Source organism: Neobacillus sp. NPDC058068, from assembly GCF_042885335.1.
GTDB lineage: Bacteria > Bacillota > Bacilli > Bacillales > Cytobacillaceae > Neobacillus.
Window position 1 is genome coordinate 1 of sequence record NZ_JBHVSI010000037.1, and the last position, 24,345, is coordinate 24,345.

The window sequence follows — 24,345 nt, forward strand, 5'->3', positions numbered from 1 at the left end:
GGTCTCACCTGTCCCGCTGCTCCCGCAGGAGTCTCGCGCCTTCCACTCCAATCAACATTGTGCTCAAAATCAACAATGTGCTTTAACACAGCCTATTTTTATAAAAAAAACACGCTATTTCGCGTGCTTTTTCAAAATAGTTAATTTGTTAAATCGCATTTCTCTAATGGAATAACCTTGGTTTTTTTCGTGAATTTATAACCAAGCCATAATATTAAGAAAAGCGGCAGGCCAATATAGGAAACCAGCACACCGTTCCAGTCGATATGACCGCCCATAAAGGCTGTATAGTTTTGCCCTAAAACCACAAACCCACAGACAGAAAAGGCGAATATTGGACCAAATGGGAAAAATTTTGATTTATATGGTAACAGGCTAAGGTCCTTACCTTGTGCGGCAAACGCTTTTCGGAAACGATAATGACAAACCGCGATTCCAAGCCATGCAATAAAGCCAGACATACCTGAAGCGTTTAACAGCCAATTGTATACTTTCCCATCACCAAACAGGGAAGCAAGGAAGGCGAGGGTACCCACTAAAGATGTTGCGATTAGAGCATTAACTGGAACACCATTCTTGTTTAATTTACCAAGGAATCTTGGGGCTTTACCTTGACGGGCCAAATCCCATAGCATCCGTGTTGAGGCATACATCCCTGAATTCCCTGCAGATAATACCGCTGTTAAGATAATGGCATTCATGACAGAAGCGGCGAAGGCGATACCAGCTTTTTGAAATACAAGTGTAAACGGGCTGACCCTGACACTCTCAATAGCCAGATCACTGTTTGTATAAGGGATTATCAGCCCAATCACTAGGATGGCCAATATATAGAATAAAAGGATCCGCCAAAAAACTTGTTTTACGGCACGTGGAATCGCTTTTGCCGGATTGTCGGTTTCACCAGCAGCAATACCAAGGAGCTCGGTTCCTTGAAAGGAGAAGCCTGCCGCCATGAAGATTCCGAGCATAGCCATAAAACCGCCATGGAAGGGAGCATCGCCAATTGTAAAGTTTTTAAAGCCAATAGCGTGATTACCCATTATACCGAAAATCATCATCGTTCCAATAATAATAAAGATAACAACCGTTACAACTTTAATGAGGGAGAACCAATATTCCGCTTCCCCAAATCCTTTGACCGAAAGATAATTTAATAGAAACATAATAGCCAAAAAGAGGCTGCTCCATAGTAAAGATGGAGTGCTTGGAAACCAGAATTTCATAATCATTGTCACTGCGGCTAATTCAGCAGCAATCGTAATTGCCCAGTTAAACCAGTAGTTCCACCCGAGAGCAAAACCAAGAGAAGGATCAACAAACTTAGAGGCATATGTGCTAAAGCTGCCGGCAACAGGCATATAGGCACCCATTTCTGCTAAACTTGTCATTAAGAAGTAAACCATGATACCAATGATAAAGTACGATAGCAGGGCGCCGCCCGGACCAGCTTCATGGATGGCACCGCCGCTTGCAAGGAATAGGCCAGTACCGATTGTTCCGCCAAGTGAAATCATGGTAAGGTGGCGCGATTTTAAACTGCGTTTTAATTCAGATGGTTCCTTTTTGGCTGATATTTCACTAGTATATTCATTATCTTTTAATACTCGTGCTGATTGCATTGTCATGACTCCTTTTTTCTTCATTTCATTTCATTTCAATGCAAGGGTTGGGAAATGAAATGAAATGATAGTTTTTAGGAAGGAGTTTGGAATAAAAAATGCCATCGAAGTAGAATCGATGGCATTGTCAATACCCCGCATCATACCTTCCGAAAGATAGCTCAACACGCTGGGCTGGTAAAGCCTCACGTGACAGTTCTGTTCCTATTCGGAGACAGCCCCAGCATGCTTTTCTAGAGATGAAAAACACACTTCGGCAGCTTTTCCTTTCAAACGGAGTCAGGGATGTCTCTTCCATCTCGTCCGCTTTACTGATAAAAACCGCGACCTCTACCTCATCGGTTTGATGAGGATTTTTTTATGAAGTTTAATATTACTACAGTATAATAATTTTTTTATTATTGTCAATATCAACAGACAATTTATTACTATTGTGAAAAAACTATCAATTTACATTGGATGAGAGAATCGGTATGATTTTAAACTATATTAGTTCAGGTATTGGAGGAAACATAAAAATGCGGTTTTTGGGAATAATTACAGGTTCTCTTATTATTGTGATCGCCTTTAACCTATTCTTAATTCCTCACGAGGTGTTAAGCAGCGGCTTGAGCGGAATATCAATGGTTTTGGGGATGATTTCCCCTCTAAATACAGGCTTAGTCAACTTGTTATTGAACCTTCCTTTATTGATTATCGGTTATAAAATGCTTGGAAAAAAGTTCATCATGAATTCTATCTTCTCGGTAGCAATCATTTCCTTGGGACTTTATTTACTGCCAGTATTTCCAATCGCGAATGACTCGATTCTTTCCTCGATATTTGGGGGCGCTTTAACAGGGCTGGGGGTAGGAATTGTGTTCCGTTCTTCCGGATCAACCGGAGGATTCGATGTTATTGGTATGATTGTTGCGCGGAAAAAGGACTTTCCAATCGGTGTGCTGCTATCAGGGATGAATGCGGTTGTCATTGTTATAAGTGGATTTTTGTTTAATTGGGATTCCGCGCTAAATACTTTAGTATCCATCTTTGTCACCGGAAAAGTAGTGGATGCCATTTATACTGATCATGCAAAATTAACGATAATGATTATTACAGAAAAAGGTCAAGAAATGAGAGCGCATTTACTGACAAATTTGTATCGTGGCTTAACGATTCTGGACGGAGTTGGCGGCTATTCAAATGATAAACGAAATGTTTTGGTTACAGTCATTTCGCGATATGAATTGAATGAAGTAAAAAACCTAATTACGGAAGTAGATCCAGCCGCATTCGTCAACATTACTGAAACCATTGAAGTGATGGGTCTGTTTCACAGGCCCAGTCCGCAATAAAAGGCTTGCACATCTTATTTTTGTGCATGCTTTTTTTTTGAATACAGATTATTGTTACCCGATTTATTCGAAAATTTGCTATAATAGAGCAATAATTAAGCGCTATGAACGGGAGGCAATCCGATGTAAAATCCTTTACTTTTATCCATATCAATTGAATAAAAAGTGAGGGTGTTTTATGTCTACTAATGTCGGAAAACAGACTTCTTTCCGGTTTCTTTGGTTTGGGCAAATGTTTGCCAACCTGGGAGATATTTTATTTATAGTCTGTTTAATTAAGTTGATTTTTGATGCGACCGGTTCTGTTACCTATATGTCACTTGTTCCTTTTTTTAATACGATTTCTGCTTTGATTAGCGGTCTATTGGCGCCATTGGTGATTAATAAATACAGACTCAAGTCAATCCTGTTTTATTCACAAAGTGGTAAGACCATTTTGCTGCTTTTATTGACCATAAGTGCTGCCGCGATTAAAACGGGAGGCTTGTTTTGGGTCTATTTGTTCATATGTCTTATTTCTTTTTTAGATGGCTGGGCTTCACCTGCCCGAAATGCACTTGTACCAAGTCTGGTGGAAGAGGGTAAACTCGTGAAAACGAATAGTTTGCTGTCAATATCCGATCAGATAGTCCAGCTGATTGCCTGGCCAATCGGCAGCATTCTGTTAGTTTCCTTGGGCGCCGATAATATTCTTTGGTTAACCTTTAGCTTATATTTTATTTCAACGGCTTTAATGGGGTTAATTGAACAAACTGTACACATTCAAGCTAATGAAGACCAAACTCGTTTGGATGCCTTGAAAGAGGGCTGGGGAATCATTTGGAAATCTAAACAGCTTCGGACCATCAGTTATATGAATTTCCTTGAAACCTTTGCAAACGGGGTATGGATTGCAGCCATTTTATTTGTTTATGTTACCGAAGCATTAAATAAAGGGGAAAATTGGTGGGGGTTTATTAATGGCTCGTTTTTTGCCGGAATGCTGTTTGCCGGGCTACTGATCTATCGTTTTTCACATCTTGTAGAAAGAAATTTAGGAAAAACAATTCTTTGGTCCACCTTTAGTTTAATTGCTATCACCTTAATGTTTGGCATGACCTCGATTCCTTGGTTTGCCCTTTTTGTCTCCTTTTTGTTTGGTCTGCCGCAAATGGCTCGGGATGTTGCGGAGACAACGATTATCCAAAAAAGCGCCAGGGAACAGCTGCTTGCTAAAGTATATTCTGCCAGGGGAACAATGATTTTTGCTGCCTTTGGGATTTCGTCGCTCGTGATGGGCTGGATTACTGATGAATTCGGGGTAAGGATGACATTTAAGATTGCAGCCGCGCTGTTCATTTGCTCTTTTTTTGTTGCAATAAGCGGCAGAAGGTATCTTTTTAGCGAGTCCAATATGGAAAGAAATTAATTTTTAGCGGGAAACTACTTGATGGTTTCCCGTTTTTCATGGAAAATAGCACTATATTGATAGTGAGAAGGGGATTGTTTAATGCGGCCCATCATAATAGGCATCTTTGCTGCTTTCTTTTTTGCCTTTACCTTTATTTTAAATAGATCAATGGATTTAGCAGGCGGCAGCTGGATTTGGAGTGCAGCTTTACGCTATTTCTTTATGGTGCCCTTTCTTTTTGTCATCGTTATCGCACGGAAAAACTTTACACCATTGCTTAAAGAAATGAAAAGCCGCCCATTCGCATGGCTGGTATGGAGCTCGATTGGATTTGGCTTGTTCTATGCACCGATTTGTTTTTCTGCGGCCTATGCTCCTGGGTGGTTAATCGCAGCTACATGGCAAATCACGATTATCTCTGGCTCGTTGCTTGCTCCTCTTTTTTACGAACTGGTAATGACTGAAAAAGGACCGATTCAATTGAAAGGAAAAATTCCTTTTAAAGGAATGGCGATGTCATCAATCATTTTGCTAGGGATCATCCTAATGCAGTTGCAGCAGGCCAATCATTTATCAATTGCGGCTATCTCTTTAGGGGTGATTCCTGTTATTATTGCCTCCTTTGCCTACCCGCTGGGAAATCGTAAAATGATGGATGTGTGCGGGGGGCGACTTGATGTATTTCAACGTGTGTTAGGAATGACGCTGGCGAGCATCCCTTTTTGGCTTATTCTATCCGTGTATGGATTTCGAACAGCTGGACCGCCTAGCATCGGACAAACCTTCCAATCCAGTTTGGTTGCCATTTCGTCTGGTGTCATCGCAACGATTCTTTTCTTTCATGCCACAGATCTTGTAAGAGGGGATATGCAGAAATTAGCTGCGGTTGAAGCGACGCAATCGATGGAAGTTTTATTCGCAGTTATCGGCGAATTGTTACTCTTGAATTCTTTATTCCCAAATGCGTTATCATGGAGCGGAATGGCATTAGTTATGCTTGGTATGGTGCTGCACAGCTATGTTTCAAACAAAAACAGTTCTGTTTCTATTTCAATAACCAGAACCGATAATACAATAAACTCTTAAAAAACTTAAATCCTTATCAGCCTAAGTTGATAAGGATTTTTAAATCATCCATTAAGATAAGGGGCCAGTTTTTCAATTGCCTCCTGTAGGATTGCTGCATTTTTTTTATACATTGTTTTTGATTGATCACAATCGGTTGAAAGTGAAAATATTTCTAAATCGGCTTGGGTTTTTTTTAGCGTCGCAAGTAAGAGGGGACGCTGTGCTGCTTGCGGCACTTTGATTTTATCATCATAAAGGTCAACGGTTAATTCACCGTATGAATCCACTTGGCCAAAAAAGACATTATCTAGCGTTACTCCTTGTTTTTCTAATTCTGTATAAAGCCAGCCTCTGCCTTTTCCAGAACATCTTAATGGTTCATCCATAATATTTCCGTCCATAATAACGGTTTGCGGTTCCTTTTCTTTCGCCATTTTCATTTGTAAATCTTTTGGTGTAAGTGGACGGTTTTCTTTTTTTAATAACGCGCTTAAATTTCCTCTTGGTTCCAAAACGGCAAATTCAACGTCTGCCACTCGAAATATATCCTTTGCCCGAAGGAGGGCAGAGAGTTCATCAATGGTATACTTTTCTTTTTTTAGATTGTTCTCTAATATTTTTCCGTCCTTAATAACAACAGTACCTTTACCTTCAACGAGATCACTGAATTTCTTGCTTTTTATTGATATAAAGTTGACCAAGAAAGTAATAAAGCCAAATACACCAATCGCTAAAGCGCCATGATACATGTTAGACTCAAGTCCGGTAACGACTTCACCGGCAATACTTCCAATCGTAATCCCTACGACGTACTCAAAGAAAGAGAGCTCTGAGATTTGTTTCTTTCCAAGTATTTTTGTTGTAATAAATAAGAGCAGCAAAAAAATCAACGACCGAGTTATAATAAAAAACCAACCTGGCATTATTTTTCACCCCAGAAAAGTTATGAACCTTTGTATTGCGGTTCTTCGCGTTCAAGTTCCAAAACACGGTATTGGAGGTCTTTTTTCACTTCAGCCATCGTTAAAGCGGTTTCATGGAAAACGGCCTTTGCTTCCTCATCAAGAGAATTAAGAGCGAGGGAGGATAACTGTGCTTCGATCCCTTTTATTGTCGAAAGGCATTGATTTACGTTAGAAGCGATGGTCACATCAAAGACTTCCTTTCAAATGTTGTAGAAAATGAAAAATGGGTTGGCAGAATCGCCAACCTATTCTAAGCCATTATTGATTGTATTGTGGTTCCTCAGCGATAATTTCTTGAAGACGCGGTTCTACGCTGTCCAGAACAGATTGAGTTTGCTGCGCCGCCTGCTGATAAAGTTGTTTGGCATTTTGGTTATCTGTTGCAAGTGCAAAGGTTTCAAAGCTTGCCTGTGCGCTTTTTAAGCCTGCTAATGCTTGTTTTACCTGTGTTCCAACTGTCATCAAAAATTCCTTCTTTCTTTAAAAGATTTCAATTACAAAAGTAGTATGCCAAAATAATGAACGGATATGTATTTTTGAAAACGTTCTTCTCCAACAACTTTTTCCAATCAGATAAACTCCACAAAAATTGTTTTTTTTATTTTGCAACTTTTTTTCAAAATTTTCGTTAAATAATTTAAAAATTGGCAATTATAAGTTAAAATTAAGAGAGAGAGAGAACCAATACAAAAGGGGAGATTTGTTTGATATTATTAAAAAGAAGAGAAGCATCAGAGGATCATCATGTTAAATTGGTAGCCTATACGATTATATTATACATAAGCAGTTTGTTTGTTCCGTTCATTGTGGTGGCATCATTTCAAAGTCTCGTTTATTATTCGCGGTCTCATTGGTTCTTTTCGACGCCATTTTCTGCCTATATCACGTTTATGTGTGGGATGTTATTTATCGCGGTAATATTTACTGTTTATTTAATATTTAGAGAGCGTTTTGAAGGGCGTACTTTTAAATGGATAATTGCTGTTTTTCTGATTGCCAGTATACCGTTTTTTTTCCTAAGCCTTACCAATTATTATTACTTGGATGAAGATGGTATTCATTATAACGCCTTAACAAGCTTAAAGGAAAAAGAGTATAAATGGGATGAGATAACAAAAGTACAAGTCGTTTATCGAAACCACCAAGGGACCACTAGTTTATATCAATATAAATTTGAGGATAGGGATGGCAGTAAAGTAACCCTTCCTTTTAATGACTACCTGTCCGATCACAAATGGCAAATTGAGGGCAAAATTGAAGAAAACAATATTCCTGTTAAGGACAATTTTAAAAATCCGATTGTGGATTAAATGGTAGCCGCCATTTGATTTGACGGTTTTTTCAAAGGGAGTTACTTCAATAAAGAAGTAGCTTCTTTATATTATTGAAGAAAATAACTCGGTATATTACCCAAAGTATTTGGGAAAATATTCTCGGAAAGGAGTGTTAAAATTGTCTAAAAGGAAAGACAGCCAAAATGAACGGCCAACACTTGCTCCGGGTATCGATGACCAGGAAGAATTAGAGCAAAGTGCCTCAGAGAAAGAGATAGACAACGGAGAATATACGAGAGTTATCACGCTATCATACGACGAGGTTGATCCAAGTTAATGAAGTAAACCGGCTGCCTGAAATCAGGCAGTTTCTTTTTCAAATCGATTAATATAAGGCGTATTATTATAAATCAAAGGCAAAATTCGCTATACTGTATTTAGAACTCTATTTCGAAAGGGGCAAGATAATGACAGGAACACAAGAATTAACTTTAATTGAACAGCAGCAAGCGATTATGGCTAGAATTCAGCATCGAAGATTGACGAAACGAAAGATTTTTCTACGGGTTCTTTTAATTACGATTGGTGCCACTCTGATGTCAGTAGGACTCGAGGTATTCCTCGTTCCCAATAATGTTATTGATGGCGGGATTACCGGAATTTCTATCATGCTTTCCTACATTACAGGCTGGAAACTAGGGATTTTCCTATTTATTCTTAATATCCCTTTCTTCTTTATTGGTTACAAACAAATCGGAAAAACCTTCGCCTTATCAACCCTATACGGTATTATAGTCCTTTCAATAGCTACTACACTGCTCCACCCGGTTCCTGCCTTTACCCAAGATATCCTTCTTGCAACTGTTTTCGGTGGAATCGTACTCGGGATTGGCGTGGGTATGGTTATTCGCTACGGCGGCTCTTTAGATGGGACGGAGATTCTTGCCATTCTTTTTAATAATAAACTTCCTTTTTCCGTAGGGGAAATCATTATGTTCTTCAATCTTTTTATACTAGGCTGTGCCGGTTTTGTTTTCACGTGGGATCGGGCGATGTATTCATTGATTGCCTATTTTGTCGCTTACAAAACGATTGATATTACCATTACAGGGCTTGATGAATCCAAATCGATTTGGATCATTAGTGATAACGCCAGACAAATTGGTGATGCAATTATGAATCGACTTGGGCGCGGTGTTACATACATCAATGGAGAGGGCGCCTATTCAGGTGATGATAAAAAGGTTATTTTTTGCGTCATTAATCGCCTTGAAGAAGCAAAATTGAAGGAAATTGTTACCGAAAATGACAATAGTGCCTTTTTAGCTGTTGCGGATATTGCCGAGGTCCGCGGCGGAAGATTTAAGAAAAAAGATATTCATTAGCAGCTTGATGAATAGCGGATTTGTCGTTTTTAGGATGAATTATCAAGTAAGCAGGATTGATTCTTGTAATTTCAAGGTGTTTTGTGTCGTTTAATAGGGAAATAACTACTGGATATCCAATGTCATTTGTCATACTGTGCGCTTACCTTGGAAATAATTTTAGCGGAAAATGAAATATTACCCAAAAAGATGGCAGAATAGTTTCTGCCATCTTTTTCGTTAAAATAGTAGCTCATACACTTCATTTAGTTCATATGCTCTTTTTTCGTCTTGTTCCTCTTTTGCATAGCTAATTTCAGTTGGGAGAATCTTATTTAAAAAATGACTTTCTTTCTGGCTTAAATCACGGACAAATGCGCCTTCGGAAGCATAATGGCCTTCCAGCAATTTCCGGTATAAGTGTCTGCCCACTGCATGTTCATCGGTATAGTTAGCTAAAATTTCCCTAAGATAGCCTAATGTTTTATCCATCGACTTCACCCATCCTTTCAGCGTTATTTTCCGACGAAATGCCAATAATATTCACTTTAGTAGAGGCATTCATCCAATTAACTGTCGAGAAGGGGAGAAAATAGCCAAAAAAAGCAAGTAGAAAGCTATACTTGCTTACCAAAAGAAGAATGGAAAACCAATAAACGGTACAAAAAACGGTCTGAAAAACGGTCTACGACCCCAAAAGCCGTACCCGTATCCTTCATTAGAGCTTGAGGTATTAACTTCTTCGAGCTCAAGGCCATCTTTTCTTACCTTGACCACCCGTCCCATTACCCATTTTCCTTCATGATTTTGAACCTTGATTACTTTTCCCTCTAAACCACGTGCTTGCTCATAATTTAGATTCATTCCAAATACCTCCTTTAACCTGTACTTGCTATAAAATATGAAAGGAGGTTGTTGATTGCACAGGCAAATGACCTATATCTTGTCCTTTTTTTGAAAAGGGGAGGAAGGTATTTAAGATAAAGTAAAAAAGCCCCATCACTATATTCAAAAAAAGAAGGGGCTTTCCTCGATTATCATTTTGTACAGAAAATAGTACGATAGCTTAAAATATCATGATACTTGATGACAATATTTCCATGCTGATTAAGAATATCAAAAAGCTCAGGTTCAAAGTTCTTTGAAAAATTAAATTCTTGTGACGGGTTACCTTGACTCATGGTCTGTGTTTGGCTTTGTATTTCAATATTTTGAAACCGAGTCGTTTCTAATAACCGCTTCCAATCTTTCTCCAGTAATAATGAATCTAACCCGTAAAATTTCTTAATTTCCGCCTCTTCAAGCGGACTTAATTTTGTATTTATTGTCATTTCGTTGGCAATTAAGCGGCCACCTTTTTTTAGTACTCGGTAAAATTCCCTTAATGCTTTCGGCTTATTAACAAAAGCTAAAACGGATTCGGACAAGACTATGTCGAAGGTATCATTTTCAAACGGGATTTCTTCTACAGAACCCTGGAATAATTGAATTGGCAGCTGTAAGGTTTCAAATCGGGTCTTCGCTTTTTCAAGCATAATTGGATTGAGCTCCAAACCGAATACGTTTGCGTTATACTGCTGGGATAAATAAGCAGTAGTTTGTCCTGTACCGCAGCCTGCATCCAAAATAATTGTATTCTCAGTAATATTTTCTCCGGAAAGCATGTTTTTGGTTAAAGGAATTCCACCCGGATGGGCTCCGCCAACACCAAATTTGGCTAAGAAATCAATATACGTTAATCCTCCCATAGATGCCACCTACTTACCTTTTTTTGCATAGTATGATAATAAGCGGAGAGAGGTTCTCTTTCTCATTTAGTAAAAAATATGCTTCATTATAACATTATTATGTAAACTAATCATTCCCATCAACTACCACTATAAAGTATTAGCACTTGCTACTATACTCAGTAGTGGGAGGGGATATCATTGATTTATTTCATTAGTATCATTATTCTACTCGTTATTTTCTATCAGGCTTATAAAAATACAAAAAAAGTAACCATTAATACGATTAAGGTTTCTCACTCAAAATTAGCGCATCCTGACTTAAATATTCTTCATCTTTCTGATATTCATCTTGAAAACATATCGATTTCACCAGAGGAATTGTATCAATCCATCTCGAAGGAACCGATTGATTTGATTGCCTTAACGGGTGATTTTCTTGATAGAAAAAGAAGTATTCCAAAATTAGTTCCCTATTTAAATGTGTTAGGCAGATTAAATCCGAAACTTGGGATTTACGCTGTCTTCGGTAATCACGATTATTACCTAAAAGGTGAAAATTTTGATTACTTAAAGCAAACCTTAGAGGAAAATGGCTGTATCACCCTTCAAAACCAGCATGTATCACTAAATATGAATGGCGATACTCTTAATATTATCGGAATTGATGATAATCATTCAGGCCGAAGCAATGTTGAAGAATCTTATCAAAACTTACCTGATGGTTACAATCTTGTTTTGACACATGATCCAAACTTAGTCCTGCAAATGAAGGACTACGCGTTTGATTACCTCTTATCTGGCCATTTTCATGGCGGACAAATCCATTGGCCAAAACCATTCCATTTATGGAAGATGGGGAAACTTGTTCGGATGAACATTATTAAAGGACTGCACTATCATCACGGAAAGCCATTTTATATTAGTGAAGGTCTTGGTCAGACAGGTGTTAATATCCGTATTGGCAGTCGTCCTGAAATTACCTTTCACCAAATTTCTTAAAGCCGGGCTAATAACCGGCTTTTTTTCATGTCCCATACATATCCTTACATTACCAAACTAAAAACGAAACATCTTTATCATCCTATGGATGAAGACCGTTAAGGGAGTGAGTCTAAGATGATTTTACGGCTAACAATATTATGGATATGGAAGCTTGTAGACCCGCTATTTTATTTATGTTCTCGTTTACATTATATTAATGATTACCAAAATAACCAATCCGTATTTCGGGTTCGGATAACCAAATACAAAGGCGGGAATTTCACTCTTGCTGATGGTACCAGAATTAGCAGAAACGATTGTTTATTAAAAATTCATTTGCATAATGTTAGGCTTTTAGATGAATTTAAAAAAATAAAAAATGATTTAATAAGGGCAAGGCTAATGTATAAGCTAGTTCTAAGCTCTATGCCATTGCTTGCAAGTTATCTAAAAGACCATCCCGAGGAGTCTAATATTAAGGGGATTATTGGAATTACGACGATTAATAAGGGTGTTAGGTCGTTAGGTTTTGAATGTTATCCTCCGAGTAACCGCTGGTATAAATATTTTAAAAAGCTAGGCCAGCTGCCTATTTCCTTAATCTCTAGCTCCTCCATTAAAAACTTTCGTACCAATAGTCTCAATTATTTATTTTTATCAAAAGAAAAGCTTTACCACCTATACGGTCAAAATCCTTCCATTAAGTAACAAAGCAGAAACAGTTTTCAAATCATATTTTAAGCTGAAAATGCACAAATTAAGCAAATGGAAATGGGTCATATCCAATTTCCATACTTTGCGGAAGGAGTGCTGTTGATGAGGGACATTAGAAGGCAGCCGTTTATTAGATTATTTGCACCGAAACGAAAAAGCAGGGGCGCCATGTGGGCATCTCTCGTGGGGATTGGCTTAGGTGCAGCCGTTTTTGGTGCAGCTAGAGGAAGGCGTAAAACTTTAGCACTTCCTTTACAAAATGCAGTAAAAAACTTTTCCTCAAAGATTAATTTTAATAAGATGGATGATGCTGCCTTAACCGAATTTTCAGAAGAGCTTTTAACTAGCGCCTTAAATAAAAATAATCAATAAAACAAAAGTCCGCATTTATTGCGGACTTTTGTTAATTTATGGCGCCGGGTACTTTCCGCGGTATGTACTCGATGTTTTCTGCAGAATAGAGCTTTATGATTAATAAATGACCAAGCGTTCTTGCTTGGATTAACACAGGCTGGTGATAATTATTTTTAAATGCAAAGTCTGGTCCATACCAGCTAACAGTGGCATCACGCCCAGGTGGAATATAGGGGACCGACCGACTGTGAGAAAATCGTTCGACAATCTTGAGCCCGGCATTATCAACAGCATTAAAGAGTGTTGAGGAAACCTGGCAAATACCTCCGCCAATGTCCTCAGCATACTCACCTCTGACAATCACTTTAGCCCGCAGGTAGCCCCGTGCATCTGTCCGTTTACCTACTACTTTGTTAAAAGAAAACACCTCTCCCGGAAAGACGACATGATTATTAATCGCTTTTGCTGCTAATTCAATATTGGTCGAGCGGTTTTTATTATGCGAATTGAAAGAAGTAACATAACGGCCAATACGCAAACTGCGGATATTACTGAGCAATTCACTATCTACTTTAGGATAAACGGTAACCATTGGAATTTCCAATTGGGATTGTTTATGTGAAAAAAAGTAAATATAGAATTGTTCCGTGAACGCCTGGCGATGAATTCGATAGCCAACTTGTTCAGCTAAAATAGTTCCATTGCGATCAATAATGGCATTTTCCGGTTCTTCCGCAAATTGTTTATCTAATTTGTCCAAAAATTGGTTGTATTTGTTGGAATCAATAATTGGTAAATCAGTATATGGAAAGGAAAAATCCAACCGATTGATGTTTGTCACATTGTGGCCGTCTTTGGTAATGGTTAAACTCTCTGGAGCATGGATTTGTTGTGCAGCCAGCGCTGCTGCAAATAGCCAAGATAAAATCATTCAGCACACCTCCCTTGTTATAATATTGCTAGAAGTTTGCCATTTCATGTAACAAGGATGGGAAGAATTCACTAAATAAGATAGAAAAAATTTCAAAAAAATTTACAAAATTAAATCCAAGCAAGGCAATTATTGACCCGGAAGAAATAAATAAACTTTCAAAGGACGAACATCTAATGGGCGAATATGAAAGATATTTAAACCAGGAGACGATTGATTTAGCTAAAGACGGGGTTTCTTTCAGGCAGGCTTCATTATATTTAAGTGATGAGGAATTCACTGAATTTGTCAGGGATTTGACCGCTGTTTATGCAAAGGTTACGCAAAACATGCCGCAAAAGGGCAGGAAAAGAAGAACACTTGCGACAATCAGTATTCCAGAACAAAACACAAAACAATAGGGGGATCAGAATATGGAGAAAGAAGTAACGATTCAAAGTAAAACAGCATTAAAGGGGACATTAAGTTTACCGGAAACACGAATGGAGAAGGGACCAGCCGTTTTAATCATTCCGGGAACAGGAAAACTGGACCGTAACGGAAAATTGAATAAAAAAATTGATGTAAAGTTATACCGTCAATTAGCGGAATTTTTAACTTCGATAGGCATCATCAACCTGCGCTATGATAAACGTGGAGTGGCCGCAAGTGAAGGGGATTATTTAGCAACGGGGCTATGGGATTTGGTCGATGACGCTCAGGCAGCTGTTCAATTTTTAAAAAGCCTTCCAGAAGTGGATCCCGAAAAAGTAATCGTCTTGGGTCATAGTGAAGGCAGTATGATTGGGAGCGCGCTTGCTGCCCGTGAGGAGCTGGGTGGGTTAATTTTACTTGCAGGTGCGGGGGAGAGACTAAGTGAAGCTTTGAAGCGGCAAAGGGATCTTGCAACGGAGGATATTATCAATGCCAAAGGTTTTCAAGGTTTTTTCCTTCGCTTATTAGGCGTACAAAACAAGGTTGAAAAACAGGCGCAAAAATTCATGGATAAGGTTCTCAGTTCTCACAAGGATGTAATTAAAGTTAGTTTTGTTAAAACAAATGCGAAGTGGCTGCGCGAGCATTTAAGCTACAATGTGAGAGAAGACCTGGCAAAGGTTACTTGCCCGCTCCTGGCGATTACAGGTGCGCGTGATACCCAAGCAAATCCCGCAGTGCTAAAGGAATTACCGCATTATGTAAAAGCGGATGTCCACTATTATGCTGTTGAAAATATGGCTCATCCTTGTAAATTTACGAAGCAAACCTCGACCATGTTTACAACTAAGAAGGATATATTTGCACAAGCGGAGCTGCCGATTCATCCTGAATTAAAAAAATTGCTAGAGGTTTGGTTACAAAATCATTTTGTGAACACTTCTTCACCTGAAGAGCAAGTAATAATCTAAATAATAATGAAGTGGCTGTCAAAATGATGGCCACTTTTTTAATGAAAAATTTGCAGAATTATAGTATATTAGCATTAAATAACAACGTAATAGTTATCTGCTAGCACTTAGCTAACAGTGGAATAGGAGTGTCTATCATGACAGAAACCGAGAGAATTCAATTAAATGTGAGAATCACGAAGGAAACCTCAGCAAAACTGGATGAAATTGTTGAGTATTATCAACAGGGGTTGAAGCTAGGCAGGATCTATAAAGGTGATGTCTTAACGGATATTATCGAAAAATCGTATGAAGTAATGAATAAGCAAAAGAAATCATTTAAGAGATATCCATAAAAGAGATGAAAAAAGGTCTTGAGGTCATTAAGGCCTTTTTTCATTGAAAATATTAATAAACCATGAACAAAGTATGAAATTGTCAAGAAGATTTAGGCAGATGGTTTGATATAGCTGCAAATTCGATTACACTAAAGATGTGAGTTTTTATGCTGGGAGTTGAAGAATTTTGAAAATATTAGTGATTGAAGATAATAAAAGTGTCTGCTCGATGATTGAAATGTTTTTTGCAAAAGAAGGAATTGAAGGCGAATTTGTCAATGATGGCGTCCAAGGCTATAACCGCTTTAAAAGCGGGAATTGGGATGCCCTTATTGTTGACTGGATGCTTCCAGGAATGGATGGCGTGACGATTTGCCGGAAAATACGAGAAGAAAAGTTTGTCGTTCCAATTATTATGTTAACAGCGAAGGATAGTGAATCTGATCAGGTGCTTGGACTTGAGATGGGGGCGGATGATTACGTGACGAAACCGTTTAGTCCGCTTACGCTGATGGCAAGAATTAAGGCGGTTACCCGCCGTTTCCAAAACCAGGCGCCGAAGGAAATGGAGGGTTTATTGCAAACAGAACATTTTAACGTCAATAAAATCACAAGAGAAGTGCTTGTTGACGGAACGCAGGTTACAAACTTAACGCCAAAAGAGTTCGATTTACTTTATTATTTGGTGGAGCATCCAAAGCAGGTATTCTCTCGAGAGCAGTTACTTGAAAGAGTCTGGGGATATCAGTTTTACGGTGATGAACGGACCGTTGATGTGCACATAAAGCGGCTCCGGAAAAAAGTAGAAACTGCGTCGCAGCCATTCTTCCATACTGTTTGGGGAGTAGGGTATAAGTTTGATGAATCAAGCAAAACAGATGAGATTTAAGTATATTTACCAACAGTTTTTTAGTCACATTAGCGTCATCATAATTGCATTTTTATTGTTAAGCATCATCTTTACCCACTATGTTGAAAATTTGATTTATGAAAACAAAGCTGACGAACTGATTTCATTTGGAGACGCTATTATTTCAGATATGAAAGAGTCTCCTCTTGCCGCGAACGAGATAATAAATCAATATACTAATGTGTTAGCTGCGAGAAAAATGAGCTTTACTTTGTTCGATCAGGATGGCTTATATTTGGTCAACAAAAAAGGACCGGATATTAAGCACTTGTCCCCTGATCAATGGGATTTGGTGACAAAAGGAAAAACACTGATTATCCCAATTGATTATAAAAGATTTGGTCAAGAAGGTGTTACATTTGTAGTATTACCCTATGTTGATAACGGCAAATTTTATGGCGGTGTACTATTAACTTCACCGATTAGTGGTTCAAGTAACATGATACAACAAATTAATAAATTTTTATTGTATACCATCTTGATTGCCTTCGGTGTTTCCTTTTTCCAAAGCTGGTATTTGTCGAGAATTCATGTCCATCGGATTAAACGGCTCCGTGATGCTACGTCACTCGTTTCTGAGGGAAATTATCATGTAAAGGTAAATTCCTCCAATTTCGACGAAATCGGTGAATTAGCCAATGATTTTAACCATATGGTCGATAAAATAAACACTTCGATGGAGGAAATTGAGAGTCTTGAAAATCGCCGGCGGCAGTTTATGGCCGATGTGTCACATGAGATGCGGACACCGTTAACGACGATTAGCGGTGTCGTTGAAGGGTTGAAGAATAACATGATTTCCGAAGAAGACAAAGAGCGGGGAATCAACTTAGTTAGCCACGAAGCAAAAAGATTGATTCGTCTTGTCAATGAAAACCTAGACTATGAAAAAATCCGCTCGAATCAAATCCAGCTTTTTAAAGAAGAGATTCAACTTTTGGAAGTGTTGGAAATTATTCAGGAACAATTGATGCTCCAGGCGGAAGAGAAGAATAATCAAATTGTTGTTGATGCCGCACCAGATGTAATGGTGAACGCAGATTATGATCGCCTTGTGCAAATATTAATTAACATCACCAAAAATAGTATTCAATTTACAGAAGAAGGGACCATCTGGCTGCGGGGACGAACCGAGCAGAACGATACGATTATCGAGGTGGAAGACACCGGAATTGGCATCAATTCAACCGAAATTGAAAACATTTGGCGTCGATTCTATAAAGCAGATATTTCTAGGACCAGTAATCCCTATGGTGAATTTGGGCTAGGTTTGTCGATTGTAAGACAATTAGTTCTCCTTCATAATGGCGACATTGAAGTGTTTAGTAAAGAGGGAAAAGGAACGAAATTTGTCATTCGAATTAAGAATGAATAATTACCTGAAAGCCGTGGGTTAGAGCCTGCGGCTTTTTACTATGCTAAATCCATAGTAATTTCTTATTATTTTCCTAAAGTCGTTATAGTTTGTTAATAGTTTGTTAAGATTTGTCGGTTATAGTAGGGATAGTTAAGAACAACTACTAGCAAACTTAAAGGAGATTGATGAAGATGGATTATAAAAATGAAAATGAATTCGAACAAGATCAAACAAATTCATCTGAGATAACTGATAGTGGCAATACAGAAGCATTTTCTAATGATATAAGCGATTTCGAGAATAGTGAGGGAAATAGGCATGCCGTCGATGCTGAGTTTACTGTCGATGCAGTCGATTCAATCAATACAGACAAGAGTGCAGACGAAACGGAACCGGATAGATTAGAGGAAGCAGCGGTTCCGCCAGTTATCGAACAAACCCGAACAACGAACCAGGTCGAGCAAAAGAAACCTAAAAAACGGAATCTAAAAGGATTTGCCTCTACACTTGCAGCCGGTGTGATTGGCTCTGTATTGACGTTAACAATTCTTCCGCATACGGATTACATAAAAAGCTTTTATCCGAATGCAGAGAATCAAGTGACGAGCAGTTCTGATAATTCAGTAAAGCCAGTATCAGCGCAGCCAACAATGGCCTCTTCCGGTTCGATTGCTGACACTGTTGAAAAAGTATCCAAGGCAATTGTCGGCGTTGTTAATTACCAGCAGCAGCAAAATAACGATTTTTGGGGGAATTCAAGTTCAGGGCAAAGTGTGCAAGCAGGTTCTGGATCAGGGGTTATTTTTCAAAAAAATAATGATATTGCCTATATTGTAACCAATAATCATGTAGTCGAGGGAGCTTCGAAGCTGGAGATTTCTTTATATGACGGTCAAAAAACAACGGCAGAAGTGGTTGGAACGGACGCCTTAACTGATCTTGCTGTCTTAAAAATTGATGGAAAATATGTTACTTCAACAGCCGCATTTGGGGATTCATCGAAACTTCGCCCTGGGGATCAGGTTTATGCGATTGGGAACCCGCTTGGCCTTAACCTTTCAAGAACAGTTACACAGGGAATTGTCAGTGCCGTCGACCGCAGCATTGCGATTTCGACATCGGCAGGAAACTGGGATACAAATGTAATTCAAACCGATGCAGCAATTAACCCTGGAAACAGCGGCGGCGCTTTAATTAATCCACAGGGACAGGTAATTGGCATTAATAGTTTGAAAATTTCCGAGAGTGGTGTCGAAGGATTAGGCTTTGCGATTCCTAGTAATGATCTGCTTCCCATCGTGAACCAATTAATCAAGAGTGGCAAAGTTGACAGACCATATCTTGGTGTCGGCCTAGCCGATCTTGACCAGGTTCCACAAGTTTATTGGCAAAACCTTCCTGACAACGTAAAGGAGGGTGTGCTGGTGATGAATATTGATCCTAATTCGACAGCAGCCCAGGCCGGATTCCAGCCGAAAGATATCATCGTTTCGATGAATGGAACGAAAATAGCTAATTCATCGGAATTACGAAAATTTTTATATTCAAAAGTGAAGACCGGTGATGAAATCAAATTTGAAGTGTATCGTGACGGCAAATTGATTACTTTAAAAGGGAAATTATCTGCTAATAAAGGGGCCTGATTCCAAAAATATAAATAAGGTTATAAAATGAAAGGGCGAACAGAAGATGTTCGCCTTTTTGCTATGAATATGTAATTTTAGATTATTAAGCCAAAATGGTCTTGCAATCTATACCGGAAATATTTACAATGAAACTAACTTATTTGGAAACGGAGGTGGGTAAGAGATGAAACGTTCTATTTTTGCACGCTTACAGTGGCTTGAAGCCCTTACTATTTATCGTGCAATTTTTCATGATGTAGTTTTCAAAGGGGGGGGTCTGCCCTTTTTTCGAAACTTCATTGTGAATATAGAACGATAACACATCTCTTTACCCACTATAATTAGGTATGTAAAGAGTGCGTCCATGCACTCTTTTTTCATGCTCAAATTTACAAGCTGCGGGTTATTAAAGATGCCTGCGGCTTGTTTTACGTTGGAGAGATGTTCATTTTAAATTTAATTTGTGAGGAGAATGAACATGATTATTTGTAGTGTGAATCATATAGCAAAATCTTTTGGCGGTAATATTATTTTTAAAGATTTGTCATTTGAAGTACTAGAAGGGAGCCGGATTGGCCTTGTCGGTCGTAACGGCGGCGGAAAAACGACATTATTAAAACTGTTAGCCAATCAGGAAACTGTAGACGAAGGGGTCATTCATTGGAAAAAGGGCCTGAAAATCGGCTATTTAGCACAAATTCCTGACTTTCAGGAGTTAACTGCTAAGGAAGTTTTAAAAACAGCCTTTGAACAGTTAACTGAAACGGAAACGAAGCTGCAGCAATTAGAAATGGAAATGGGGGATGAGCTGGTCCCTGATTTGCTGCAGAGATTAGTGGATCAATATGGAAAACTCCAGGATGATTTTATCCTTAATGGCGGCTATGAAATGGATGCACAATTAGAGCGGATTGCTAATGGGTTGAATATTACCAGCCTTTTGGATAAAACTTTCTCGACCTTAAGTGGTGGTGAAAAAACAAAGGTCGGGCTTGGGTTAAGTTTATTAAAAAATCCAGAATTACTATTGCTGGATGAGCCGACTAATCACCTCGACCTAATGGCGATTGAATGGTTGGGCTCCTTTCTTAAAGACTACAAAGGAACTATCATTTTAATTTCCCATGATCGTTACTTTTTAGACGAAGTCGTGACAAAAGTGCTGGAAATGGAGGATGGGGAAATCGATTTGTACCATTCGAATTTCAGCGGCTATGTAAAGGAGAAAGAGGAAAAGCTTTTACGCGAATTTCAGGAATATCAAGAACAACAGCGAAAAATTAAAAAGATGAAAGAAGCAATAAAGCGGCTTCGAGACTGGGCAAATCGCGCGAATCCACCAAGTGCAGCCCTTCATAAACGGGCAACTAATATGCAGCGGGCGCTTGATCGCATTGAAAAGCTTGATCGCCCAAAAATCGATGTTAAAAAAATGGCGATTGATTTTGAAGCAAATGATCGTAGCGGTAAAGATGTAATCGTTCTTGATGATGTTTCGAAGCGCTTTGGAAATCGAACCCTATTTGACCATGTGAACATGCTTGTCCAATATAAAGACCGTACGGCGATTGTCGGCGAAAATGGTACAGGAAAATCCACTCTTTTAAAAATGATTCTTAAAAAATGCGAAGCAGATGGCGGAGTCGTAAAGGTTGGAAGTAATGTAAAGGTCGGCTATTTATCACAGCATGTGTTTGAGGATATTGGTGATGAACAGCTCATCGATGTATTTCGCTCAGAGGTTATGGTCAATGAAGGAGAGGCCCGACATATTTTAGCCCGATTTTTATTCTACGGACCAGCTGTGTTTCGTAAGGTAAACCAGCTTAGTGGCGGCGAGAGGATGCGACTGCGACTTGCGCAATTGATGTACCAGGATTTGAATCTGCTAATTTTGGATGAACCAACGAATCACTTAGATATTGATTCCTGCGAAGTACTCGAGGAAGCACTTGAGCAATTTAATGGCACGATCTTAGCAGTATCCCATGACCGTTATTTTCTTAATAAATTGTTTAACAAAATTTATTGGCTTCAAGATGGGACGGTTTACTCTTTCGCTGGAAATTATGATTGGGCAAAAGCAAAGTTGAATGAGCTTGAGGTAAAGCCGATTGAACAGGCAGTAATAAATAAAATCAGGCCGCAAAAAGTGAGGAATGTGAAAGAACCAATAAGTATAAATATGCTTGAAGACAAGATAGAGCAAATTGAAGCGGAAATTCATAAACTAAAACAACAGCTTGAAGCCGAAAATGAATTGGAATTGCTGCAAAGAATTTATCATGAAATCGAGCTAAGGGAAAGCGAATGTGAATATCTATACCTGCAGTTAGAAGAAATCGTTTAAGAAAGAACACTCCTCGCTGCATAGTCGAGGAGTCTTTCTAATTAGTAAGATTCGTTATTTCCTAATTCCACACCCTGAAATAGGGTAAAATAAAAAGAAATCCTTTTGGGAGGAAAAGAGGGAGAAATTATGAACCCGATCAGTGACCATCTAAATGAAGGTTTACAGATTTTATTTGTTGGTTTTAACCCGAGTATTCGTTCCAGTGAACTTGGACATCATTATGCCAATCCCAATAATCGCTTCTGGAAAATTATTCACATAGCGGGCTTGACGGACCGCAAGTATGAGCCAAATGAGGATGCAATGCTATTAGGCTTGGGATTTGGTTTTTCTAATATCGTTCAAAGACCAACGAAAGCAGCCGATGAAATTACCAAGGAAGAGTACATAGAGGGACGAGAGATTTTAAAGGAGAAGATCCAACGTTTTATGCCCAAGGTCGTTTGTTTTGTCGGAAAAGGAGTTTATCAACAATATAGCGGCCGGAAAACAGTTCCATGGGGAGTCCAGACAGAAGCGGTTGTACCCGGGACGATTGACTTTGTTGCTCCGTCCTCAAGCGGGTTAGTTAGGATGCGGCTCGATGAAATGGTCGAAATCTATAAACAGCTAACGGCCATAATATCAAAATAAAAACACCGACGGAGATACTAAACCGTCGATGTTTTTTCTTATCGTTCAAATTTCTTTTGAAAGTGTGCTAAGGTTAGCAGCGGAAAAATATAGCGGTAGCCGTGATAGTGAATATATAAGGCGCCGCCCATGCCTTGCCCTTTTGGATAGGCAGTGGTCCAATCCTCTTTATCGAGAGAAGCTAATAAATATTGAATTCCCTTGCGAATCTCAGATGTTGGTTTTTCTGACACGGTCATTAAGGCATCCAGCGCCCACGAAGTATGGGTTAAAGTGCTCGTACGTAACGGTATATACCTTTTCTCACTATCGCTATGACACGATTCACCCCAGCCGCCATCCTCGTTTTGGATGCCTCGTAACCAGCTGACAGCCTTTTGAATGCTTGGATTATTGTTCGGTACCCCAACAGCTGATAGTCCTGTTAATGCGCCCCATGTTCCGTAAAGATAGCAAATACCCCAGCGTCCATACCAAGAACCATCGCGCTTTTGGTCCTTCATCAGCCATTTGACTCCTTTTTTGATTGCGGTGTGGTCCTTTTGGAGATTGGTATAATTCCCGAAAAACTCTAGCGTTCTTCCAGTAAGATCGGCACTTGATGGATCCATTAGTAAGAATTCAGCCTTTTCAAGCGGTAAAAATTCAATCAGCTTTGAATCGGCATTTTTTTCAAACGCCGGCCAGCCGCCGTCATCGTTCTGCATCGAAAATGTCCAGTTGATCCCCCGTTCCCAAGCAGCAAGTTCAGTTGGAACGATTCTTGAAATCGACCTAAGTGAGGCGGTAGTATCATCAACGTCAGGCAGGATAGTATTCACATCGGAAAAGCCCCAGCCACCCGGTAAACTATTAGGATTATGAATCACCCAATCGCCGAATTTATGGTGCTGCCGGTCGAGGAGGTAACGATTGGCATTCTCTACCATCGAGTCTGTTGGTGGTATTCCGACCGCTTGCAGGGCAAAGCCTATCAATGAAGTGTTCCAGACGTTGGCTGTTGTATATTGCATATGGGGCAAACCGTTGATTTCACATTTCATCGACTGTATACCCTCTATCGCTTTTAAGATGATAGGGTCGGTTTTCTTATACCCTAATGAAAGCAAGGCGAAGATCATTAAAAAGGTGCTGCTGTTATAACTGTATAAGGTCCCATCTGCTTCAATGTGATCAAGCATATATTTTTTCGCCCGCTCGATAGCTATCCGCCGAAGTTCGTTAGGAATGCCAATTAAGCTTTTCACACCATCGTTAAGAAAAGATAACAACGAGCGCATTTCGGTAGAGCGAATCCAAGAGTCCTCCTCATCCCGGTGTAAATGAAATTCTGAGAGGTCTGGAGTGTAAGACGTCCTAAATGATAATTTTTTTTCAGCAAGAATCATGATTGGAGTTATGTTTGCTCTCCCAAAAACAGAGAAAGAATAGAAATTGAGCGGGAACACCTCTGGTAAAAGAATCACCTCAATCGGAAACGGGGTAAATGTTGGCCATTTTTGTTGTCCGGTTAAAGCAAGCATGATTTTTGTATATGTGCCGACCTCTTTAATCCCTCCATTAGCTAAAATGAATTTCTTCGCTGCCCGGAGCCGTTTGTCATTTTTCTGGTAATACCCTGAATAAAGAAGGGCGTAATAGGCCTCCAAGGTTGCCGTTACATTCCCATCGCCTTCATCAAAATATAACTTCCAAGCCCCGTTTTTCTCCTGTCTGCTTAAAATCCTTTTTGTAAGTCCTTGAATTAATTCCTCATCATTTATCTCCAAGGTCCGTAATAAAATAATCATATAAGCATCTGTTGAAATGCCAGTATCAAATGGATAGCTCCAAGATCCGTCGGGAGATTGGTCTTTTCTAAGCACATTAATGATCCAATCCATGCCTTTCCTTGTATCAAACATCTCAGGTAATCATTCCTCTCCCAAAAAGTATTCTCAATTAATACATATTCCCGTTAGGCAAGGAGAATTCATAAGGGGGGGAAACTGTTATTTTTTTTGCGAGAAGTCACGAAAAAACACCACTTGAAGGAATA

Annotated in this window: 27 protein-coding genes and 1 riboswitch; of the genes, 18 read left to right on the forward strand and 9 right to left on the reverse strand. The window is 39.1% G+C overall.

Annotation, left to right across the window (positions count from 1 at the left end; translation table 11 throughout):
• Positions 1-140: 140 nt before the first annotated feature.
• Positions 141-1,646 (reverse strand): amino acid permease, encoded by a 1,506-nt coding sequence (locus tag ACFVSW_RS26730; protein WP_387319679.1) that lies wholly within the window; start codon positions 1,644-1,646, stop codon positions 141-143.
• Between the two features lie 125 nt (positions 1,647-1,771).
• Positions 1,772-1,963, reverse strand: a riboswitch (Lysine riboswitch).
• Positions 1,964-2,140: 177 nt separating this feature from the next.
• Between ACFVSW_RS26730 and ACFVSW_RS26735 the strand changes: the two genes are divergently transcribed.
• The 3 genes from ACFVSW_RS26735 (at position 2,141) to ACFVSW_RS26745 (ending at position 5,432) form a co-directional block, all read left to right on the forward strand.
• The gene (locus ACFVSW_RS26735) at positions 2,141-2,956 is read left to right on the forward strand and encodes a YitT family protein (RefSeq protein ID WP_387319680.1); all 816 of its coding nucleotides are present in this window, start codon (positions 2,141-2,143) and stop codon (positions 2,954-2,956) included.
• Positions 2,957-3,134: 178 nt separating this feature from the next.
• Entirely contained in the window at positions 3,135-4,364 is a 1,230-nt protein-coding gene (locus ACFVSW_RS26740) for an MFS transporter (RefSeq protein ID WP_387319682.1), read from the forward strand.
• Positions 4,365-4,445: 81 nt separating this feature from the next.
• The gene (locus tag ACFVSW_RS26745; RefSeq protein WP_387319683.1) at positions 4,446-5,432 is read left to right on the forward strand and encodes a DMT family transporter; all 987 of its coding nucleotides are present in this window, start codon (positions 4,446-4,448) and stop codon (positions 5,430-5,432) included.
• A 44-nt stretch (positions 5,433-5,476) separates the two neighbouring features.
• Here the strand turns inward: ACFVSW_RS26745 and ACFVSW_RS26750 are convergent, their stop codons facing one another.
• The 3 genes from ACFVSW_RS26750 to ACFVSW_RS26760 all read right to left on the reverse strand — a co-directional run bounded on the left by ACFVSW_RS26750 (position 5,477) and on the right by ACFVSW_RS26760 (position 6,841).
• Positions 5,477-6,337 carry a DUF421 domain-containing protein gene (locus ACFVSW_RS26750; RefSeq protein ID WP_387319684.1) on the reverse strand — a complete coding sequence of 287 codons (861 nt, stop codon included), beginning with the start codon at positions 6,335-6,337 and terminating at the stop codon, positions 5,477-5,479.
• Positions 6,338-6,357: 20 nt separating this feature from the next.
• Positions 6,358-6,564, reverse strand: coding sequence for a DUF1657 domain-containing protein (locus ACFVSW_RS26755; protein WP_387319685.1), 207 nt, complete (start codon positions 6,562-6,564; stop codon positions 6,358-6,360).
• A gap of 73 nt (positions 6,565-6,637) precedes the next feature.
• Positions 6,638-6,841, reverse strand: coding sequence for a DUF1657 domain-containing protein (locus ACFVSW_RS26760; protein ID WP_387319686.1), 204 nt, complete (start codon positions 6,839-6,841; stop codon positions 6,638-6,640).
• 242 nt (positions 6,842-7,083) lie between these two features.
• On the opposite strand from ACFVSW_RS26760, the gene ACFVSW_RS26765 reads away from it, so the two are divergent.
• The 3 genes from ACFVSW_RS26765 to ACFVSW_RS26775 all read left to right on the forward strand — a co-directional run bounded on the left by ACFVSW_RS26765 (position 7,084) and on the right by ACFVSW_RS26775 (position 9,038).
• A complete protein-coding gene (locus ACFVSW_RS26765; protein ID WP_387319687.1) occupies positions 7,084-7,689 on the forward strand; it encodes an SRPBCC family protein in 606 nt (201 codons plus the stop codon).
• Between the two features lie 142 nt (positions 7,690-7,831).
• Positions 7,832-7,990 carry a hypothetical protein gene (locus ACFVSW_RS26770; protein ID WP_387319714.1) on the forward strand — a complete coding sequence of 53 codons (159 nt, stop codon included), beginning with the start codon at positions 7,832-7,834 and terminating at the stop codon, positions 7,988-7,990.
• 130 nt (positions 7,991-8,120) lie between these two features.
• Positions 8,121-9,038 (forward strand): YitT family protein, encoded by a 918-nt coding sequence (locus tag ACFVSW_RS26775; protein WP_387319688.1) that lies wholly within the window; start codon positions 8,121-8,123, stop codon positions 9,036-9,038.
• Between the two features lie 219 nt (positions 9,039-9,257).
• On the opposite strand, the gene ACFVSW_RS26780 is transcribed toward ACFVSW_RS26775, so the two are convergent.
• The 3 genes from ACFVSW_RS26780 to ACFVSW_RS26790 form a co-directional block, all read right to left on the reverse strand.
• Positions 9,258-9,509, reverse strand: a complete 252-nt coding sequence (locus ACFVSW_RS26780) for a sigma-G-dependent sporulation-specific acid-soluble spore protein CsgA (RefSeq protein ID WP_387319689.1) — start codon at positions 9,507-9,509, stop codon at positions 9,258-9,260.
• A gap of 135 nt (positions 9,510-9,644) precedes the next feature.
• Positions 9,645-9,881 (reverse strand): hypothetical protein, encoded by a 237-nt coding sequence (locus tag ACFVSW_RS26785; RefSeq protein ID WP_387319690.1) that lies wholly within the window; start codon positions 9,879-9,881, stop codon positions 9,645-9,647.
• Between the two features lie 173 nt (positions 9,882-10,054).
• Entirely contained in the window at positions 10,055-10,765 is a 711-nt protein-coding gene (locus tag ACFVSW_RS26790; protein WP_387319691.1) for a class I SAM-dependent methyltransferase, read from the reverse strand.
• Between the two features lie 174 nt (positions 10,766-10,939).
• On the opposite strand from ACFVSW_RS26790, the gene ACFVSW_RS26795 reads away from it, so the two are divergent.
• From ACFVSW_RS26795 to ACFVSW_RS26805, 3 genes are all read left to right on the forward strand, one after another.
• Complete coding sequence (locus ACFVSW_RS26795; RefSeq protein ID WP_387319712.1) at positions 10,940-11,746, forward strand: metallophosphoesterase; 807 nt, start codon at positions 10,940-10,942, stop codon at positions 11,744-11,746.
• 117 nt (positions 11,747-11,863) lie between these two features.
• Positions 11,864-12,436, forward strand: coding sequence for a YkoP family protein (locus ACFVSW_RS26800; protein ID WP_387319692.1), 573 nt, complete (start codon positions 11,864-11,866; stop codon positions 12,434-12,436).
• A gap of 108 nt (positions 12,437-12,544) precedes the next feature.
• Complete coding sequence (locus ACFVSW_RS26805) at positions 12,545-12,814, forward strand: hypothetical protein (protein WP_387319693.1); 270 nt, start codon at positions 12,545-12,547, stop codon at positions 12,812-12,814.
• Between the two features lie 31 nt (positions 12,815-12,845).
• Here the strand turns inward: ACFVSW_RS26805 and ACFVSW_RS26810 are convergent, their stop codons facing one another.
• Entirely contained in the window at positions 12,846-13,727 is an 882-nt protein-coding gene (locus tag ACFVSW_RS26810) for a VanW family protein (protein WP_387319694.1), read from the reverse strand.
• Between the two features lie 176 nt (positions 13,728-13,903).
• On the opposite strand from ACFVSW_RS26810, the gene ACFVSW_RS26815 reads away from it, so the two are divergent.
• The 9 genes from ACFVSW_RS26815 (at position 13,904) to mug (ending at position 22,307) form a co-directional block, all read left to right on the forward strand.
• On the forward strand, positions 13,904-14,128 hold the full coding sequence (locus ACFVSW_RS26815; RefSeq protein WP_387319695.1) for a hypothetical protein: 225 nt from the start codon (positions 13,904-13,906) through the stop codon (positions 14,126-14,128).
• 12 nt (positions 14,129-14,140) lie between these two features.
• Positions 14,141-15,112 (forward strand): alpha/beta hydrolase, encoded by a 972-nt coding sequence (locus tag ACFVSW_RS26820; protein WP_387319696.1) that lies wholly within the window; start codon positions 14,141-14,143, stop codon positions 15,110-15,112.
• Positions 15,113-15,249: 137 nt separating this feature from the next.
• Complete coding sequence (locus tag ACFVSW_RS26825; RefSeq protein WP_024028964.1) at positions 15,250-15,447, forward strand: hypothetical protein; 198 nt, start codon at positions 15,250-15,252, stop codon at positions 15,445-15,447.
• A gap of 169 nt (positions 15,448-15,616) precedes the next feature.
• Positions 15,617-16,318: a winged helix-turn-helix domain-containing protein gene (locus ACFVSW_RS26830; RefSeq protein ID WP_387319697.1), complete on the forward strand. Its 702-nt coding sequence runs from the start codon at positions 15,617-15,619 to the stop codon at positions 16,316-16,318.
• On the forward strand, positions 16,308-17,714 hold the full coding sequence (locus tag ACFVSW_RS26835) for an ATP-binding protein (RefSeq protein ID WP_387319713.1): 1,407 nt from the start codon (positions 16,308-16,310) through the stop codon (positions 17,712-17,714). Before ACFVSW_RS26830 ends, ACFVSW_RS26835 begins: the two co-directional genes overlap by 11 nt.
• A gap of 173 nt (positions 17,715-17,887) precedes the next feature.
• Entirely contained in the window at positions 17,888-19,339 is a 1,452-nt protein-coding gene (locus ACFVSW_RS26840) for a S1C family serine protease (RefSeq protein WP_387319698.1), read from the forward strand.
• Between the two features lie 166 nt (positions 19,340-19,505).
• Positions 19,506-19,640, forward strand: coding sequence for an RAxF-45 family protein (locus ACFVSW_RS26845; RefSeq protein ID WP_387319699.1), 135 nt, complete (start codon positions 19,506-19,508; stop codon positions 19,638-19,640).
• Between the two features lie 159 nt (positions 19,641-19,799).
• Positions 19,800-21,671: a ribosomal protection-like ABC-F family protein gene (gene abc-f, locus ACFVSW_RS26850; RefSeq protein ID WP_387319700.1), complete on the forward strand. Its 1,872-nt coding sequence runs from the start codon at positions 19,800-19,802 to the stop codon at positions 21,669-21,671.
• 129 nt (positions 21,672-21,800) lie between these two features.
• Positions 21,801-22,307, forward strand: coding sequence for a G/U mismatch-specific DNA glycosylase (gene mug / locus ACFVSW_RS26855; RefSeq protein ID WP_387319701.1), 507 nt, complete (start codon positions 21,801-21,803; stop codon positions 22,305-22,307).
• A 38-nt stretch (positions 22,308-22,345) separates the two neighbouring features.
• On the opposite strand, the gene shc is transcribed toward mug, so the two are convergent.
• Complete coding sequence (gene shc, locus ACFVSW_RS26860; RefSeq protein WP_387319702.1) at positions 22,346-24,211, reverse strand: squalene--hopene cyclase; 1,866 nt, start codon at positions 24,209-24,211, stop codon at positions 22,346-22,348.
• Between the last annotated feature and the right edge of the window lie 134 nt (positions 24,212-24,345).